Origin of the sequence: Pedobacter soli (genome assembly GCF_900101435.1) — a bacterium.
GTDB classification, from domain to species: Bacteria; Bacteroidota; Bacteroidia; order Sphingobacteriales; family Sphingobacteriaceae; genus Pedobacter; species Pedobacter soli.
Genome location: NZ_FMZH01000004.1, coordinates 1 through 1,889 on the forward strand (window position 1 = coordinate 1; position 1,889 = coordinate 1,889).

Below are 1,889 nucleotides of genomic sequence, written 5' to 3' on the forward strand. Positions count from 1 at the left end.
AAAACTTCGACCGCAACAGTTAAAGTTACGGTAGCTTCAGGCGCGATTTTAGCCAAAGACGATGCCGGTTCGGCGAACTCGGTAAGCGGCGGAACAGCTGTTGCAAATGTGTTGGCGAACGATAACTATAACGGTACGACAACTGCTCCAACTTTAAATGATGTAACTATCACCAATGGTACCAACGATAGCAATGGCAAAGTAACCCTGGATCCGTCAACAGGAGCAGTGAGTGTTGCTGCAAATACGCCGGCTGGTGTTTACACCCTGACTTATACCATCACCGATAAACTCGACAACAGTAAAACTTCTACTGCTACGGTAAAAGTAACGGTAGCTTCGGGCGCGATTTTAGCTAAAGACGATGCCGGTTCGGCAAACTCGGTAACGGGCGGAACAGCTGTAGCGAATGTATTGGCGAACGATAACTACAATGGTACCACTACTGCTCCAACCTTAAATGATGTAACCATCACCAATGGCACCAACGACAGCAATGGTAAAGTAACCCTGGATCCGGCAACAGGAGAAGTTAAAGTTGCAACCAATACCCCGGCTGGTGTTTATACTTTAACGTATACCATCACCGATAAACTGGATGCTTCTAAAACTTCGACTGCTACGGTAAAAGTAACAGTAGCTTCAGGAGCGATCTTAGCTAAAGATGATGCGGGTTCGGCGAACTCGGTAACCGGCGGCACCGCAGTGGCGAATGTATTGGCGAACGATAACTATAACGGTACCACTACTGCACCAACCTTAAATGATGTAACCATCACCAATGGTACGAATGATAGCAATGGCAAAGTAACCCTTGATCCAACAACAGGAGAGGTTAAAGTTGCTGCGAATACCCCGGCTGGTGTTTATACCTTGACTTATACCATCACCGATAAACTGGATGCTTCGAAAACTTCGACCGCAACGGTAAAAGTAACGGTAGCTTCGGGCGTGATTTTAGCTAAAGACGATGCCGGTTCGGCTAACTCGGTAACAGGTGGAACAGCCGTGGCAAATGTATTGGCAAACGATAACTACAATGGTACGACTACCGCACCAACTTTAAATGATGTAACCATCACCAATGGCACCAACGATAGCAATGGTAAAGTAACCCTGGATCCGTCAACAGGTGCTGTGAGCGTAGCAGCGAATACCCCGGCTGGTGTTTACACCCTGACTTATACCATCACCGATAAACTCGACAACAGTAAAACTTCAACTGCAACGGTAAAAGTAACAGTAGCTTCAGGCGCGATTTTAGCTAAAGATGATGCCGGTTCGGCAAACTCGGTAACGGGCGGCACCGCAGTGGCTAATGTATTGGCTAACGATAACTATAACGGTACTACAACTGCTCCAAGCCTAAATGATGTAACCATCACCAACGGAACGAATGATAGCAATGGTAAAGTAACCTTGGATCCGGCAACAGGTGCTGTGAGTGTAGCAACCAATATCCCGGCTGGTGTTTACACCCTGACTTATACCATCACCGATAAACTCGACAACAGTAAAACTTCAACCGCTACAGTAAAAGTAACGGTAGCTTCAGGCGCGATCTTAGCTAAAGACGATGCCGGTTCGGCGAACTCGGTAACGGGCGGCACCGCAGTGGCTAATGTATTGGCGAACGATAACTATAACGGTACTACAACTGCTCCAAGCCTAAATGATGTAACCATCACCAATGGCACCAACGATAGCAATGGTAAAGTAACCCTGGATCCGTCAACAGGAGCTGTGAGCGTAGCAGCGAATACCCCGGCTGGTGTTTACACCCTGACTTATACCATCACCGATAAACTCGACAACAGTAAAACTTCAACCGCTACGGTTAAAGTAACGGTAGCTTCGGGCGCAATTTTAGCCAAAGATGATGCCGGTTC

Annotated in this window: 1 protein-coding gene; it reads left to right on the forward strand. The window is 47.2% G+C overall.

Translation table 11 applies throughout. The features are described from left to right. A partial coding sequence (locus tag BLR37_RS25325; RefSeq protein WP_167356584.1) for a beta strand repeat-containing protein occupies nucleotides 1-1,889 on the forward strand: 1,889 nt, incomplete at both ends.